This window comes from Psychroserpens sp. SPM9 (assembly GCF_025153525.1).
Classification (GTDB): Bacteria; Bacteroidota; Bacteroidia; order Flavobacteriales; family Flavobacteriaceae; genus Psychroserpens.
In genome coordinates this window covers 671,241-687,737 of the sequence record NZ_JANZNR010000001.1, presented here as the reverse complement: position 1 = coordinate 687,737, position 16,497 = coordinate 671,241, and the positions used below count along the sequence as shown (strand labels likewise).

The following is a 16,497-nucleotide window of genomic DNA, read 5'->3' as shown; positions in this document are numbered from 1 at the left end:
TTTTTTAGATAAAAAATTATTGTTTATCAATAATTTTTATATATTTGTTATCGTTAAACAATAATAAAAATGCAAACAAAACAAATTTTTAATGCAATGAACATCATATCGTGGATTGTGTTTATTGGTTATTGTATAAAGGTAGGAGCGATCATCATTGTATCGTTACTTAGTTTTTTTGTGACTCAAAAGGCTACAGAGAACTTATACATGGGAATAGACTTTTCTAATCTCTATAGATTTAGTTTAAGTCATTATACAGTAACAATCTTATTTTTGATAGTAATTACCTGTTTAAAGGCCTATATTTTTTACCTATTAATAAAGATTTTTAAAATCATAGATTACAACAAACCTTTTAAAACAGTTGTAATTGATTTAATTTTTAAGATAAGTTATGTCGCCATAAGTGTGGGTGTGATAGGTGTTATTGCAAATTCGTATATCACATGGCTCAATTCAAAAGTGAGCTTTACACGAATTAATATAGATACAGCAGCTTATTTATTTATGGCAGGTGTTGTATTTATTATTGCTTCATTATTTAAGCGTGCTGCCGAAATTCAATCAGAAAACGAATTAACAATATAATCATGAAAGACAAAACAACTATTTTAAGCATCATTACATGGGTGGTCTTGTTATCTTCGGTATCCATATTACTGAATGATCTACGTGAATTTGACTTTAATCAATTCAAGGAATTTCAAAATTGGGCAAAATCGGCAGATAAAAATGAATCCTGGTTCACGTCAAAAAATGTGATTCAATGGAGTTACTATATTATTAGTATAGGTTTGTTTTTTTTGAAAGGCTATCTCATTTATGGGTTTTCCTATTTTTTATCCATTCTGAAAGAAATAGAAAATGGGCATTACTTTAGTGACAAGAATATTAAGTATTTTGAAAAGATTGGCCATATTTTTATTCAGTATACAATTAGCGTTTTAGTATTAAGGTTTTTACTTGCTGCTATTGAGAACTCTACCTTTAACTTTTTTAATGAACTCAAGACAGAATTTACGTTTTTAATTCCAGCAGGATTAGCTTTTTATATTTTAGCTGAAATTTTTAAGCGCGGAAAACAAGCTGAAGAAGACAACGAACTAACCATATAAGTATGCCAATAATTATCAATCTTGACGTTATGCTCGCCAAGCGGAAAATGAAAAGTAATGAGCTCGCAGACATTGTTGGTATTACTACTGCAAACCTTTCAATCTTAAAAACAGGTAAGGCCAAAGCTATTCGGTTTTCGACGCTGGAAGCCATTTGTGAAGCGTTAGACTGTCAGCCTGCAGATATATTAGAGTATGTTGAAGCTTAAATTTTTAGTATTCTAAAGCTGTTTTAGAATTTAAAATTCAAACATTTGTTATATATTTACACATATGTTTGCACTTGTAGATTGTAATAATTTTTATGCGTCTTGCGAACGTGTTTTTAATCCTAATTTACAAGGACAACCAGTCGCTATTCTTAGTAATAATGATGGTTGTGTAATTTCACGTAGCGATGAAGCAAAAGCATTAAACCTGCCAATGGGAGCTCCTATTTTTAAATGGGAAGGCTTTTGTAAGGCGAACGGAATTTTTGTGCTATCATCAAACTATCCTTTGTATGGCGATATGAGCAGTCGTGTGATGACTATTTTGAGACAGTTTACACCAGACGTTGAAGTGTACAGTATTGATGAGGCTTTTTTGGAGTTTAAAGGCTTTGATCGTTATAATTTTGATGCCTACGGAAATGAGATGCGACTGCGTATTTTGAAATGGACAGGCATTCCGACTTGTGTTGGGATTGCTCCAACTAAAGCCTTATCTAAAGTGGCTAATAAAGTGGCACGAAAATTTCCGAAGGAAACCAATGGTGTTTATGTGATCAATTCTGAAGAGAAGCGGATCAAAGCTTTAAAATGGATTAAAATTGAAGACGTTTGGGGTATTGGTCGTGGTTTACAAAAGCGGCTAAAAGCTAAAGGCTGCAAAACGGCTTATGATTTTGTTCAGTTATCTGATGATTGGGTTCGCAAAACCTTTTCGATTACCGAATGGAAATTAAAAAAGGATTTAGAAGGGCAGTCTAAAATTTTATTAGACGAACCTAAAAATAAGAAAGCCATTGCGACCACCAGAAGTTTTGAATACACCTATTCGGATATCGATAATATTAAAGAACGTATTTCTACGTTTGCAACAACCTGTGCTGAAAAACTACGAAAACAAGGCTCGAGTTGCCATATGATTATTGTGATGTTAAGCAGTGATCGGCATAAAAAAGAGTTAGAGCAACATCGTGCGAGTAAAAGTGTGAGTTTATCGTATCCAACAAACTCATCTTTAATTATAAGTCATTGTGCAGTTGACGCCGTAATGGCTATCTTTAAAAGCGGAATTAAGTATAAAAGAGCAGGTGTTATTGTTACGGGTTTGGTGTCAACCGATAATCATCAACTGCATTTGTTTGATGCCGAAAATCCTAAACACCAACCTTTAATGCAATCTATAGATACCTTAAACAGAAAGTATAAAAGCCATAAAATTAAATTAGCTAATCAAGATTTAAAGCGCACTTGGAAAATGCGTCAAGAACGATTATCACCACGATATACCACGAATATTAATGATATTATTGTTGTAAAATAAATTAAAACTATGATCACACAAAATTCAGGAAGCCTAAGCTTCTTCACACCAGAATCTGTCGAAGGTGCAGATGCCCGATTTTTTGATGCAGGAATTTCTGCAGGTTTTCCATCTCCAGCAGATGATTTTAAAGAGCAACGCTTGTCATTAGATGAAGAACTTGTTAAAAACAGAGAAGCTACATTTTATGCACGTGTGAGTGGGCAATCTATGATTGGTGCAGGATTAGAAGATAATGATTTGTTGGTTATAGATCGAAGTCTTGAACCTTCAAATAATAAAATAGCCGTATGTTTTTTAGATGGTGAGTTTACAGTAAAGCGTTTGCGTGTGTCTGATGGAGAAGTGTGGTTACAGCCCGAAAATCCCAACTATCCTATTATCAATATAACAGCAGACAATAATTTTTTAATTTGGGGTATTGTAACGAATGTGATTAAAAAGGTATAATACGCTATTGTGATTTTAGAAATAAAAAACGCCAAACATTAAGTTTGGCGTTTTTTATTATTAATTGAAGTCTTGCTTTAGTCGGCTAAAACAATGACTTTATTATCTTTCATTTCAATAGTTCCAGAATTGATTTTCACTGTCAAAACCTTATCATCATCAATATGAGGAATAATAGAGGCGTGTAATTCATCAAACACTAAATGCGATTGCGTATGTGTATGAATTTTTACAGTACCAGATGATAATAGCGAAACAATAGGAGCGTGATTGTTTAACATTTGAAACTCGCCGTTAACGCCAGGCACAACAACAGAGTCTACTTCACTACTAAACAATGTAGCTTCTGGTGATACAATTTCTAAATACATAATTTATTCAGTATTGCGTATTCAGGATGCAGTATTCAGTTTAAACTGAGACTGTAAACTGTCTACTAGTTTTATGCTTCAGCAAGCATTTTTTCTCCAGCTTCAATAGCTTCTTCAATAGTTCCTTTAAGGTTAAACGCTGCTTCTGGTAGGCGATCTAATTCACCATCCATAATCATGTTAAATCCTTTGATTGTTTCTTTAATATCAACTAAGACACCAGGAATTCCTGTAAATTGCTCAGCTACGTGGAAAGGTTGTGATAAGAAACGTTGTACACGTCTTGCTCTACCTACAGCCATTTTATCTTCTTCAGATAATTCTTCCATACCTAAGATGGCAATAATATCTTGTAATTCTTTATAGCGTTGTAATAACTCTTTTACACGTTGTGCACAATCATAATGTTCGTCACCTAAAATATCAGCAGTTAAAATTCTTGATGTAGAATCTAAAGGATCCACAGCAGGATAAATACCTAACTCAGCAATTTTACGAGATAATACTGTTGTTGCATCTAAGTGAGCAAAGGTTGTTGCAGGCGCAGGATCGGTTAAATCATCTGCAGGTACGTAAACCGCTTGTACAGAAGTAATCGAACCTCTTTTTGTTGAGGTAATACGCTCTTGCATGGCACCCATTTCGGTTGCTAATGTTGGTTGGTAACCTACCGCAGAAGGCATACGACCTAATAATGCAGATACCTCAGAACCCGCTTGTGTAAAACGGAAGATATTATCGACGAAGAAAAGAACGTCTTTACCTTGACCTTCACCAGCACCATCACGGAAGTATTCTGCTATCGTTAATCCTGAAAGTGCTACACGAGCACGAGCTCCAGGAGGCTCATTCATTTGTCCGAACACGAAAGTTGCTTTAGAATCTTTCATTGCTGTTTTATCAACTTTAGATAAATCCCATCCACCTTCTTCCATAGAATGCATGAAGTCATCACCATACTTGATAATTCCTGATTCTAACATTTCACGAAGTAAATCGTTCCCTTCACGAGTACGTTCACCTACACCAGCAAATACCGAAAGTCCACCGTGTCCTTTTGCAATGTTATTAATCAACTCTTGAATTAATACGGTTTTACCTACACCAGCACCACCAAATAAACCAATTTTACCACCTTTTGCATAAGGCTCAATTAAATCGATAACTTTAATTCCAGTATATAAAACCTCCGTAGATGTTGATAAATCTTCAAATTTTGGTGCTTGTCTGTGGATTGGTAAACCGTTTTCACCAGATTTTGGCAAATCACCAATACCATCAATGGCATCACCAATAACGTTAAAAAGACGTCCGTAGATATCGCCTCCAATTGGCATTTGAATAGGAGCACCAGTTGCAGTAACTTCAGTTCCTCTACTTAAACCATCCGACGAATCCATCGCGATTGTACGTACAGTATCTTCACCAATGTGAGATTGTACTTCTAGTACTAAGATAGAACCATCAGCATTTTTAATTTCTAAAGAATCATAGATTTTTGGAAGTTCAGCACCAGCTCCGAATTCAACATCGATAACTGGACCTACTATTTGTGCAACTTTACCTGTAACTTTTGACATTACTTATGTGTTTAATGTTTAGATATTTCGATTGAAAAAACATTCGTTTTTCGCGCTGCAAAGATATGTCTTTTAATTTAAAACTAAAGTAATTTTTAATGCTTTTTTGTGTATAAAAAAACACCTTCATTCTGAAGTACAGTTTGAAGGTGTTTTTCGTTTCTAATTTGTGGTATTCTATTGTAAGGCAGGAGAGTAATTTGTTGGATAATCACCAACATCTACAAAATTACCTGAAGCTTCAAAATTAGAGCCATAAGTAGCGTCAATTGCTCTCATAAATTCGTTAGCAATTAGTGCATAACCTCTAGCAGTTGGATGAACACCATCTAAAGAAAATGCACCTCCAGTGACTAAGCTAGACGTTAAAATATGTTCTCCAGTTGGAATGCCGCCATTATCTAATTGATTTAGTAGAGCATTAGCATCTACAAAAGCTAAACCAGCCTGACTGGCACTAGCAGCAATAGTAGCATTAAACCCTGTTGTGGCTTGTGCAATCTCAGCTTGTTCAGTAGGTAATAATACCCAATTATCGGCTAAAGGTAAAGATACACCTTCAACAGCAAATTGAGCGGCTAAAGTTGGTGGGAGTCCTTGTGTTCCTAAAAATGCTGCGAAATCTTGATTAACTGTTCCAATGACAGCAGAACTAGGTAGTACTAATAAATCATCGGCAGTTGCTTGTCTGGCTTGTCCATACACTAAACCTAATAAGTCTGCTACCTGTTGAGCAGCAGCAGCTGGTAGACCGAAAGATTCTACAAAAGCAGGAAAGGTTGGACTTCCCATCAATACATTGCTAATTTGAGTTGATAAATTCATTAAGCTTTCATCTTGAATTACAACTGCACTAGCTGAGGTTTCAGAAAAAACAATCTGACGATCTGTAGCGTTAGGAACGCCTTGACTTTCTAAAAATGCAAAGACTTGATTTAATTGTCCGAAAATACCGTTAAGAGTTGGTATTTGTGGACCAAAACTTGGATTTGTAGGGTCCAGCGGAGCGAAAGGTACAGTGGTAAAGTATGGTATTGAAGTTACATCTGGAATGTTAGCTACAACACCTTGAGCACCTTGAGACGTTAATGTTGAAATTAAAGTACTATAGGCAAAATCAAAAGTGGCTTGATCTGTTAATGCACCAGAAGCACCTCCCGAAGTTGCATAACCTAAAACATCATTGTTACCAATCCATAAAGAGAAAAATGATGGTGATTGATCCATTGCTAATCCTAGTATCGTATCATCTGTACTTCCAGTTATTCTAATGGCATAAGGATTGGCTGCAGCCGGAAAGTTTGCTAAATTACCATATCCAGGAGCGATAAGGTGAAAACTTAAAGCACCAGGCACTCCTAGGTTATTAAATGGACCTGAAGGATTGTTTAAAGCAAAATCTGTAGTAGACATGGCTGCTGGGTTTAAACTTTGTAACGGAGCAGGACCCGAACCGTTAAACACCAATCTTGGGGCAAATAGTCTTGCACCAGTAACTGGATTAATCACTGGGTTTCCTGCTAAAATAAGACCTCCAACATTGTCACTAGTTAGCGGTTGTGTAAAACTACCACCACCAACTAAAGCAAATTTTTGAGATAAAGTATTTGGAAATGAGTTTTGTTGACCTGCAATAAATAAGGCATTATCTGTAAATCCTGCGGTTAACGAATTTCCTAAAGAGACGTAAGTTGAAAAATTGGCATTACCAGCGGTTAGTTCTGGTAATGGTTCTTCCGTCATTTCTGTTGTGTCATCATCACTACAAGCGGTAAAGCCTATAAGAATGGCAGACATTAGTATATATTTAATATGTTTCATTTTATAGTGTATTTTTTTAATTCTTATAAGTTGTTAATCACCCAAGATACATAGTAGATTGATCCAACATTACCTGTACCAATTGCTGTTCTGTATTCGTCTTGTAATAAGTTAGACGCTCCAACTTTAAATGATGATTTTAAGCTAGGAACTCTATAATTTAGTTGAGCATCTACCACATGAAATGCTGGAATTTGACCGTCTCCAAAACCAGCTTCCCAGAAATAGGTGTCACTCCATCTCCAAGCAACATTGAAACCAAAGTTTTTAAATAAATCAGTATTACCAAAAGAGGCTTTTACCTTATGTTCTGGAGTATTAAAGTTCGTTTGGAAATCAGGATTAGCTTCTTGGTCAAAATCTAATTTAGCATAAGTATAATTAAGTCCGAGATCAAACCCATTAAGGACTTTAGTAGTTAAACCAATTGCAGCACCATAAGAGTTAACTTTAACTTCAGAGTTGGTGTACGTTCTGTAAACGTCAAAATCACCATTAGCAATAGCCGCAACAGCTAGAGGCGTTACACCATCTGGAGCTGTTTGTTGTAATTGTACATCGCCATAGAAAGGAGCGATAACTTGCTCGGTTGATAAGAAATCTGTGTAAGCATTATAATAGGCCGAAGCATCAATAATAATTTTATCTATTTTTCCACGATAACCAAGCTCAAAAGATTTTACTTGTTCTGGTTTAGCAAAATTAGAATTAGCAATTTCTAAGTCTGCTGGGTTTCCAGATCCACTAAAATCACTTACAGAACTTGAGAAGAATGAATTGGTATATGCACCTTGACCACTAACGTCGATTGTACTTTGTCCTAATATGGCAGCACCTGTTGGACTTAAAGCATAATTTCTTACAAAACGTTCTGGATTATCGATGGCACCACCAACAAGGTTGATAACTCCTAAGTTAAGACCAATATAAAGATCTTGTGTTGTAGGGTTTCTAAAACCAGTTTGGTAAGACGCTCTAATATTATGATTGTCATCAATTGTGAAACCTGCAGAAAGTCTAGGAGAAAAGAAACCATCAAACAATTCTGATTTGTCATATCTTACCGATCCGGTTAATTTTAAATCTACGCTTTCAGAAAGTTCCAGTGATTTTTGAACTTGAGTGTATACCCCAACTTCAGAATAATTAATAGGAGCATCAGCATCTGTAAAAATGGTACCCGATGAATTTAAACTATACTGTCTGTAAGATCCTCCAACTTGGATTTCGGCAACATCCCAAAGGTGTGTAAAGTTATAGTTAGCATCTGCATGGTAAATTTTAGAGTTATCAGAAAACCTAGACCCTGTATTTAAATCTGGATCGCTCGTAATTCTATTAAAGGTTTGTTCAAATTCTGGTGTTCCCGGAATTAAACGACCTGTATCAGCAACAGCTCTAGCGGCAGCGTGTTTTTCGGCAGTAGTTAAACCTTGAGGGTTTCCAGATAATTCGATACCAGCATAAGTTGCGATATACTCTCCAAACCAATCTTCATCACTTTTCCAAGCACGGTTTATGTTAATTCCTGTGAAAAACATGTCATAAGAATCGCCCGCTTTATCTTCAGTTACATAACCTCTAACAAAGAAATTATCGTTTTTAATTTCTAATTTATGTTGTTGTAAAAAGAAGTTTCTGATAGAGTATCTGTTACCACCTTGATATATCGTTGATCCAGATCCAATTTTACCAACATATTGAATTTCAAAATCATTTTCCCATGGGCGGAAATATAAGCCCCAGTCAGCTTTAATACTTTCGGCTTCATAATCTGTAAGATCTCTTTCTTCATAACCCGTTCGGCTTACATTTACATTAGGAATAATTCCGAGGCCAGAAGCTGTTCTAATATTGGTACTTACTTCATCACCATAGACATTAATTCCGTTGTAATTAATATCGTTTTCTCTGGTGCTGTTAGGATTGATAAGGTTGTCTGTGTCTTTACCTGAAGTATCTGTAGCAAACCAATCGGTACCTTTTAGGTATCCGAAGTTAACTTTAGCAGCAAATTTTTCACTAAACTTATAAGCCATTCTAATACCTAAATCGGTATATGCATTATCTCCGGCAGCTTCCTGAGATGTGATTCCTCTTTTAACGTAACCACTAATTCCAGGGAAGTCAAAAGGGTTTTTACTACGCATAAATAAAATACCGTTAAAAGCATTTGCACCATAAAGTGCAGACGAAGCTCCAGGAAGTAGTTCGACGCTATGAATATCGGTTTCTGTCATCCCTAATAAATTACCCAAAGGGAAGTTAAGAACAGGAGCAGAATTATCCATACCATCAACTAATTGCATAAATCGTGTATTTGCAAAAGTTGCGAAACCTCTTGTGTTAATCGATTTAAAGGTTAAACTGTTGGTATTGATGTCAACACCTTTTAAGTTTTCTAAACCATCGTAAAAATCGGCAGAGGCTGTATTCTTAATGTCTTTAAGTCCGAAACGTTCTACCGTTACAGGAGATTCAAAAATACGTTCTGGAGTTCTTGATGCCGAAATAACCACCTCATCTAAAGAGGTTCCTTCAACTAAGGTGAAGTCTAAGGTTTGAGGGTTGGTAGTCACTTCTTTTGTAACCGTATCAAAACCAACACTACTCACTTGAATGGAGAAAGGAGGCTCTTGGTCTACGGTTAAGGTGTAATTTCCATCAAAATCTGAAATTGTACCTGAAGTTGTTCCTACAATAATAATGTTGGCACCAGGTAGAGGAACGCCATTATTGTCTGTAATTTTACCTTTAACTGTTGTTTGCGCAAAAGTAAATGCACAACAAAACAGCATCATAATCTTGAAAATTGTCTTCATTTTAGGGAATTAGTTAAATTTTATAAAGCAATATAAATAATTAAATGATACTGAAATGAAAAAATCGAAAAAAATTATGCGTGCATAATAGTTTTTAACAAAAAACACACCATAATAATGCGTATTTTACAAAAAATAAGGCTGAAAATGTAAAATATTCATTTTCAGCCTTTAATATGCGTAGTAGGATATACTTTATTCTACAGTAACAGCTTTAGCAAGATTTCGTGGTTGATCCACATTTTTACCGAGCATTAGAGCGATATGGTAGGATAATAATTGTAAAGGAATTGTAGTTAATAAAGGTGTTAAGGATTCTAGAGTTTCAGGAACTTCGATAACATGATCGGCAAGTTCTTTAACTTGCTTATCACCTTTAGTTACGATGCCTATAATTTTTCCTTTACGAGATTTTATTTCCTGAATATTGCTCACTACTTTTTCATAATGTCCTTTCTTTGTTGCAATAACAACGATTGGCATATTTTCGTCAATAAGTGCAATAGGACCATGTTTCATTTCTGCTGCAGGATAACCTTCAGCATGGATATAAGAAATCTCTTTTAGTTTTAATGCGCCTTCTAAAGCTACAGGGAAATTATAGCCTCTTCCTAGGTATAAAAAGTTATTGACATCTTTGTAAATAGCTGCAATCGTTTTGACGTAATCATCCGATTCTAGAGCCTTTTTTACCTTTTCAGGAATAAGTTCCAGTTCAATTAAATGATGTCTGTAATCTGAACTCGAAATTGTTCCTTTTGCTCTGGCTAAACGAAGAGCGATTAAGGTTAATACTGTAATTTGAGTCGTAAAAGCTTTTGTTGATGCTACACCAATTTCTGGTCCAGCATGCGTATAAGCTCCAGCATGAGTTTCTCTGGCAATAGAGGATCCTACAACATTACACACACCAAAAACAAAAGCACCTTTAGATTTTGCTAGCTTAATAGCTGCAAGTGTATCGGCAGTTTCACCCGATTGCGAAATGGCAATCACGACATCTTTTTCGGTAATGATTGGATTTCTGTACCGAAACTCTGATGCGTATTCTACTTCAACAGGAATACGTGCCAAATCTTCAAAAATATATTCAGAAACTAAGCCTGCATGCCAAGAAGTTCCACAAGCAACAACGATAATTCTATCAGCATTGAGGAACTTTTTCATATTATCTTCAACACCAGCCATTTTTATGATGGCTTCATTAGACAGTAATCGTCCTCTAAATGTATCTAATATGGCACTAGGTTGTTCGTAAATTTCTTTAAGCATAAAGTGATCGTAACCACCTTTTTCAATTTGTTCAAGATTTAATTGTAGTTCTTGTACATAAGGATCTACTAATGAATCATCTTTTATCTTTCTTATTTTTACGCCTTTGTTGCGACGTACAATTGCCATTTCTTCGTCTTCTAAGTATATGGCGTTTTTAGTATATTCAATAAAAGGAGAAGCGTCACTAGCAATAAAAAATTCATCATCTCCAATACCGATAGCTAATGGACTTCCTAAACGGGCAACTACAATTTCGTTAGGTTTGTTTTTGTCAAATACAGCTATGGCATAAGCACCTATCACTTGATTTAAAGCAATTTGAACCGCCTTACCAAGTTTAATGTTTTCATTTTTTTTAACGTCTTCAATTAAATTAACTAAGACTTCGGTATCGGTATCAGATTTAAACGTATATCCTCGTTTAATTAATTCCTTTTTTAAGGATTCGTAGTTTTCAATAATTCCATTGTGAATAATGACGAGGTTTCCTGAATTAGAATAATGAGGATGCGAGTTCACATCGTTAGGAACACCGTGAGTTGCCCAGCGGGTATGTCCAATACCTAAAGAACCATTTGTGCTAATTTCTTTTTCAAGTTTCGATTCTAGATCGGCAACTTTACCTTTGGTTTTTGATAATTTAATATCGTTGCCATCATAAAGGGCTATTCCAGCACTATCATAGCCTCTATATTCTAAACGTTTAAGGCCTTTAATAATAATTGGATAAGCTTCTCTGTGTCCAATGTAGCCGACAATTCCGCACATATTGATTTAGTTGTTTGGTTCAGTAAAAAATATTTCTAAATATAGCTTTTTTTCTTCGTCTCCAGTATTATTACCATATAAGATAGTTCCTCTAGGCGAAATAATAGAGCTAACAGGAACCGTTTCTTCTTGGTCTGTACCTGTAAGAATGTCGTATTGTAAAGTATTATTTTCGAGGTTTATATTTCCTGAAACTGCGAGTCCGAGTTTTACATTTGTAGAATCTCTTAATAACAAATTATTGATATGTTCAGTAATTTTGATTTTGTATTTAATCCCATTTCCTGAAGGATCGTCATCAACACGTTGAAGTCTGCCTAAGTGACTAATTCTAGAAAATGTTGGGAATACGGTATTGGCGATATCTTGAAAATAGTCTGTTAGTGGTGTTTGATTTTCAATATCATAAATGTACAATCTATCAGGCCCATTATTTTCTAACAATTCCTGATTAACATAGAACACCAGGTTGGCTTCGTTGATTAATTTTTTGCTGCTTACAAAATTGCCATCTTCATCCGTTTCAACAAACTCATTTTTAAAGGTTTCAAAAAGGTTGTCGGTTGTATCGTCATCATCAATATCGTCGCCATTAAATAATTTTATTTCAGCAATAGAACCTTGTCCGCCTTTTAAACGGAGAAGCTCATCACCTGTCGTTTCATTTCCATTTTGAATGTCAAACTCATTGGAAATAAAATTCACACGATTTCCGGTAAAACTGATAGTATATGTAGATTGAAAAGGATCTGCACCTTCAACGTCACTATCTCTGGTGTAATAAATGGTAATATTGGTAGTAGATGCTGCTAAATTTAGAACGGATAAATTACCATCCATACCGATGGCCTCAGCTTTAAAATAGATACCTCTAAAGTAATCATTAAAGTTGTTTTGATTACTTAATTCGGGTTGACCTTCTTTGTCTATGATTTTAGTACGCCAGTAAGTTGTGTCAAGTTTGACTCTCAAGCCAGGAATAAGTCTGGAGCTTAGTTCCCCATCCTCATCGAGTAGGCGTATTTGAACATTACTAGGTGTAAACTCTTCAATAACATTATTTTCACCGTCACCTTCTAGGTTTAGCGGAACTGCTTCTAATTGGCTTGCGCTTATAAAATCGATTCCAGTGCTCATATTCGCATAGTAATTTTGCGAATCATTAATGTCTCCTGAAGGATCAAAATCTCTTAAAAAGTAATTGCTTTCAAATAGTGATAATTTGATGGGGTCACCACCAAACACAGAGTCCAATTCGTAAATGGTTTCACCATCTTCAGTGACTTCAGTAGCAGTACTAAAATACGGGATGCTTAAAACCACCGAATCCATAACGACATTCTCTCCAAAAGTAGGGTTAATGATTGATGAGGCAACTTCGGCTACAATACTTGCAGTTGTCATGCCATAAATATCGTCCTTATAAACACCAAGTAAATTAACCGGAAGGTTATTGGTTTGAACAGGGCTTAAAGCTTTGGTGTAAGCGATTACATTAAAATCTCTTGAATCGGTATCAAAATGCGTGGCATTATCATTATTAATGATATCAGAATCGATATTTGCAAAATCTTTATCACAAGCAATAAAAGAACTAATAATAAGAGATAAAACCGCAAGGTTTTTTAGGGCAATTTTTCTTTTTTTCATAAATGTGTTTACTAATCTAAAACTTTAGTATTGTAAAATTCGGTATACTGATCGGCAAAATCTTCTAAAGGAAAATACTCTAACACTGGTTTATCAATAGCATCTAAATAAGTGTCAAGTTCTTTAGGTAATTCATTGGATCCCTTAATTAAAGCATCAGAGTGATCTATCGCAATCTTCATAAGATTGTTATAAGTTGGATCAGCTAGAGATTCAATTTTACTCTCTTCAACATTATCAAATTTCACTTTGTTAATCATGTTCTTATCTAACGCACCTTCAAAACTTTGATTGTATACAGAAGTCACAATTTTACTTTCAGTAAATAAAGGTTCGTTTTTATAAAACTCTTTAAGGTAAAGCGGAAGCAAGGACGCTAGCCAGCCATTAACGTGTATAATATCTGGAGACCAGTTTAATTTTTTAACAGTTTCTATAACACCTTTGGCAAAGAAAATGGCGCGTTCGTCATTATCTGGAAATAATTTTCCGTCTTCATCGGTAAGTGTTGCTTTCCTTTTGAAATATTCTTCATTATCAATAAAGTAGACTTGTATTCTTTCCTTCGGAATCGACGCAACTTTGATAATTAAGGGCATGTCTAAGTCGTTTATAACGAGGTTAATTCCGGAAAGTCTGATTACTTCATGAAGTTGGTGTCTTCGTTCATTAATATTTCCATAACGAGGCATAAATATTCGTATTTGCCCTCCTTGTTTGTTTACCATTTTTGGAGCTTCAAATGACATTGAAGAAATCTCAGTTTCTGGTAAATAGGGTACAACCTCAGATGACACATACAATATTCGCTTATCTTTCATAAATCTGTCGTTTTTGGAATTAAAAATAAAAAACATGCAAAATTACAAAAATTTATGCAGATTGCTAGTAAAATATTAAGTTTGCAGGCGTTAAACTTTTGTTATGAAATGATGATATTTAAAAACAAAACAGACTTAATGGCTCATGTAGACCACTTAAAGTCTGAAAAAAAAACACTTGGTTTTGTACCCACTATGGGAGCTTTGCACCAAGGGCACGCGTCTTTAATTATCAAGGGTTTAGAAAACAATGATTATGTTGTCGTAAGTATTTTTGTTAACCCGACGCAGTTTGATAACAAAAAGGATTTAGAGAAATATCCCAGAACTTTAAATAGTGACGTTGCATTGCTTTCGGAAATTTCTGAAGACAGCATCCTAATTTATGCGCCAACGGTAGAAGATATCTATGGAGACAATGTAAAATCGACATCTTTTTCTTACGATGGTTTAGAACATGAAATGGAAGGAAAGTTTAGAGCAGGTCATTTTGATGGTGTCGGTACGATTGTGAAACGCCTTTTTGAAATTGTAAGGCCAGATACCGCCTATTTTGGAGAAAAAGATTTTCAACAGTTAATGATTATAAAAAAGTTAGTTGAAAAACATAAGCTTCCTGTAAAAGTTATTGGTTGTAAAATACATAGAGCCAAGGATGGGTTAGCCATGAGTTCTCGTAATGCCAGATTAAAACCAGCGTATAGATCCGCAGCGCCTTTTATCTACAAAACATTAACAGCTGCCAAAGAAAAATTTGGCACAAAAAGTGCTAATAAAGTGACAGATTGGGTGACAAAGCAATTTGCAAAAAACGACTTATTAGTATTAGAATATTTTATCATAGCAGATACTGAAACACTCAAAACAGTAAAACGAAAATCAAACAAAAAGACCTATAGGGCATTTATAGCCGTATATGCAGATGATATTAGACTTATAGACAATATCGCACTAAATTAATTATCTTTGCCACATGCAAATTCAAGTAGTAAAATCTAAAATTCACAGAGTAAAAGTAACCGGAGCCGAACTAAATTACATTGGTAGTATAACTATTGATGAAGATTTAATGGATGCAGCCAATATTATTCAAGGAGAGAAAGTTCAAATTGTAAATAATAATAATGGTGAACGCTTAGAAACCTATTGCATTCCTGGACCAAGACAAAGTGGTGAAATCACTTTAAATGGTGCTGCTGCCCGTAAAGTTGCCGTTGGCGATACACTTATTTTAATTACTTATGCGTTTATGGATATTGAAGAAGCTAAAGTCTTCAAGCCTTCTCTAGTTTTTCCTGATGAAGCCACTAATCTTTTAAAATAAACTTTGAGTCCTAAACTTAAAAAACGTCTAAGGTTAATAATTCCGCTAGCTTTAGCTGTGTTTTTTGGTTGGTTTACCTTTTCCAAATTACCTGTTGATGAAATTATACCTTATGTTAAGTCTGCTAATTATTGGTGGATTGGCTTAGGTGTTTTTTTTGGTTTTCTGAGTCATTTGTCCAGAGCTTATCGCTGGAAATACCTCTTAGAACCTATGGGTTATCACATCCAACTGCCCAACAGTATCATGGCTGTATTTATCACTTATCTGGCAAACTATGGCATCCCAAGATCTGGTGAAGTATTAAGAGCAGCTGTATTAACTAATTATGAAGATGTGCCTTTTGAAAAGGGTTTTGGGACTATTGTAGCAGAGCGTATGGCCGATTTAATCGTCATGCTTGGTATCATTACAATAACATTGATTTTAGAGTTTGATTTTATTCTAAATCTTCTGCAACAATCTTTTCATCCTGAAAAACTATTCCTGTTAGGAGCTTTAGGCGTTTTCGCTTTAATAGTTTTGTATGTGTTTATAAAGCGAAGCCAGTCGAAGTTTGCTGTAAAAGTCAAAACATTTATAAAAGGTCTAAAGGAAGGTGTTTTGAGTATTTTCAAAATGAAACATAAATGGTCATTTATAGCACATACCTTATTTATTTGGGGGATGTATGTATTGATGTTTTATGTTACCACTTTCGCATTGCCAGATTTAGACAACGTTAGTATTGGTGCTATTTTGGTAGCGTTTATATCGGCGAGCTTTACGATTGCAGCAACAAATGGAGGTGTTTTTGTTTATCCAGCTGCTGTCATGGCGGCTTTTACAACATTTCAAATTGCTAAAGATCCTAGTTATGCCTTTGGGTGGATTATGTGGTCTTCACAAACCATTATGATTATAATCGCTGGTAGTTTATCGTTTATATACTTGCCAATTTACAATAGAATTAAATAATTTTTTACCT

Annotated in this window: 15 protein-coding genes; 8 read left to right on the top strand and 7 right to left on the bottom strand. The window is 35.0% G+C overall.

Going from position 1 to position 16,497, the window contains the following annotated elements; genetic code table 11:
• The first annotated feature begins 69 nt into the window (after nt 1-69).
• The 5 genes from N4270_RS02985 (at nt 70) to N4270_RS02965 (ending at nt 3,098) form a co-directional block, all read left to right on the top strand.
• Nucleotides 70-591: a DUF2975 domain-containing protein gene (locus N4270_RS02985; protein ID WP_260095313.1), complete on the top strand. Its 522-nt coding sequence runs from the start codon at nt 70-72 to the stop codon at nt 589-591.
• 2 nt (nt 592-593) lie between these two features.
• Nucleotides 594-1,118 carry a DUF2975 domain-containing protein gene (locus tag N4270_RS02980; RefSeq protein WP_260095312.1) on the top strand — a complete coding sequence of 175 codons (525 nt, stop codon included), beginning with the start codon at nt 594-596 and terminating at the stop codon, nt 1,116-1,118.
• Nucleotides 1,119-1,120: 2 nt separating this feature from the next.
• Complete coding sequence (locus tag N4270_RS02975; RefSeq protein ID WP_260095311.1) at nt 1,121-1,327, top strand: helix-turn-helix transcriptional regulator; 207 nt, start codon at nt 1,121-1,123, stop codon at nt 1,325-1,327.
• Between the two features lie 64 nt (nt 1,328-1,391).
• Nucleotides 1,392-2,648 (top strand): Y-family DNA polymerase, encoded by a 1,257-nt coding sequence (locus N4270_RS02970; protein WP_260095310.1) that lies wholly within the window; start codon nt 1,392-1,394, stop codon nt 2,646-2,648.
• A 9-nt stretch (nt 2,649-2,657) separates the two neighbouring features.
• Nucleotides 2,658-3,098 carry a LexA family transcriptional regulator gene (locus tag N4270_RS02965; protein ID WP_260095308.1) on the top strand — a complete coding sequence of 147 codons (441 nt, stop codon included), beginning with the start codon at nt 2,658-2,660 and terminating at the stop codon, nt 3,096-3,098.
• 77 nt (nt 3,099-3,175) lie between these two features.
• On the opposite strand, the gene N4270_RS02960 is transcribed toward N4270_RS02965, so the two are convergent.
• The 7 genes from N4270_RS02960 to N4270_RS02930 all read right to left on the bottom strand — a co-directional run bounded on the left by N4270_RS02960 (nt 3,176) and on the right by N4270_RS02930 (nt 14,206).
• A complete protein-coding gene (locus N4270_RS02960) occupies nt 3,176-3,469 on the bottom strand; it encodes a F0F1 ATP synthase subunit epsilon (RefSeq protein ID WP_260095307.1) in 294 nt (97 codons plus the stop codon).
• Between the two features lie 71 nt (nt 3,470-3,540).
• On the bottom strand, nt 3,541-5,049 hold the full coding sequence (atpD, locus tag N4270_RS02955; protein ID WP_260095306.1) for a F0F1 ATP synthase subunit beta: 1,509 nt from the start codon (nt 5,047-5,049) through the stop codon (nt 3,541-3,543).
• 177 nt (nt 5,050-5,226) lie between these two features.
• Nucleotides 5,227-6,870, bottom strand: coding sequence for a G-D-S-L family lipolytic protein (locus tag N4270_RS02950; RefSeq protein WP_260095305.1), 1,644 nt, complete (start codon nt 6,868-6,870; stop codon nt 5,227-5,229).
• A gap of 23 nt (nt 6,871-6,893) precedes the next feature.
• On the bottom strand, nt 6,894-9,692 hold the full coding sequence (locus tag N4270_RS02945; RefSeq protein ID WP_260095304.1) for a TonB-dependent receptor: 2,799 nt from the start codon (nt 9,690-9,692) through the stop codon (nt 6,894-6,896).
• A 195-nt stretch (nt 9,693-9,887) separates the two neighbouring features.
• Nucleotides 9,888-11,735: a glutamine--fructose-6-phosphate transaminase (isomerizing) gene (glmS, locus tag N4270_RS02940; RefSeq protein WP_260095303.1), complete on the bottom strand. Its 1,848-nt coding sequence runs from the start codon at nt 11,733-11,735 to the stop codon at nt 9,888-9,890.
• 6 nt (nt 11,736-11,741) lie between these two features.
• On the bottom strand, nt 11,742-13,385 hold the full coding sequence (locus tag N4270_RS02935) for a DUF4270 domain-containing protein (RefSeq protein ID WP_260095302.1): 1,644 nt from the start codon (nt 13,383-13,385) through the stop codon (nt 11,742-11,744).
• Between the two features lie 11 nt (nt 13,386-13,396).
• The gene (locus tag N4270_RS02930) at nt 13,397-14,206 is read right to left on the bottom strand and encodes a glycogen/starch synthase (protein ID WP_260095301.1); all 810 of its coding nucleotides are present in this window, start codon (nt 14,204-14,206) and stop codon (nt 13,397-13,399) included.
• A gap of 108 nt (nt 14,207-14,314) precedes the next feature.
• Here N4270_RS02930 and panC point away from each other — a divergent pair, with 108 nt between their 5' ends.
• From panC to N4270_RS02915, 3 genes are read left to right on the top strand one after another with little or no spacing between them, the layout of a single operon-like run.
• Entirely contained in the window at nt 14,315-15,166 is an 852-nt protein-coding gene (gene panC / locus N4270_RS02925) for a pantoate--beta-alanine ligase (RefSeq protein ID WP_260095300.1), read from the top strand.
• 13 nt (nt 15,167-15,179) lie between these two features.
• A complete protein-coding gene (gene panD, locus N4270_RS02920; protein ID WP_260095299.1) occupies nt 15,180-15,530 on the top strand; it encodes an aspartate 1-decarboxylase in 351 nt (116 codons plus the stop codon).
• Nucleotides 15,531-15,533: 3 nt separating this feature from the next.
• Nucleotides 15,534-16,487, top strand: a complete 954-nt coding sequence (locus N4270_RS02915; protein ID WP_260095298.1) for a lysylphosphatidylglycerol synthase transmembrane domain-containing protein — start codon at nt 15,534-15,536, stop codon at nt 16,485-16,487.
• Nucleotides 16,488-16,497 lie beyond the last annotated feature (10 nt).